Below are 377 nucleotides of genomic sequence, written 5' to 3'. Positions count from 1 at the left end.
CACCACCGGGACGCCCAGCAGCTTCGCCACAGCGACCACCCCCGGTGCCACAGTCTCAGGGAGTCCATCCAGCTGCGGCCAGACCCCCATGACGGGCAACTGATCAGACTGGGGGGAGGGCTGGTCGGCGGCCTGGGCGGCGGTGGGGGTGGCGACGGAAGCCAGCGCGAGTGCGCCGACGGTCAGCATTCGGTGCATTTTCATGCTGTGGGAACGATCATCGAAATGGTCGGTCACGCCCACCGTGCCACATTTCAGCAGCTCAGAGTATTTCGTCCCCGAGACCTTATGTCTGTCCCTGGGCTTCAGGCGCTTTGCGGGAGACTGGCCGCCAGCGGGTGGGCTCTGCGGCTGGCCAGATCGGGCATCGAGGCAGC

At 66.6% G+C, this 377-nt stretch carries 1 protein-coding gene; it reads right to left on the bottom strand.

Features of this window, described 5'->3' with window-relative positions:
- The coding region (locus tag GAS53_RS57460) for a hypothetical protein (protein WP_225859701.1) at positions 1 to 243 on the bottom strand (243 nt) is incomplete at its 3' end.
- Positions 244 to 377: the final 134 nt, after the last annotated feature.

It is taken from the genome of Streptomyces albicerus (assembly GCF_008905045.1).
GTDB classification, from domain to species: domain Bacteria; phylum Actinomycetota; class Actinomycetes; order Streptomycetales; family Streptomycetaceae; genus Streptomyces; species Streptomyces albicerus.
Note: the sequence above shows the minus strand (reverse complement) of the source record. Positions and strands in the feature narration are given on the sequence as shown.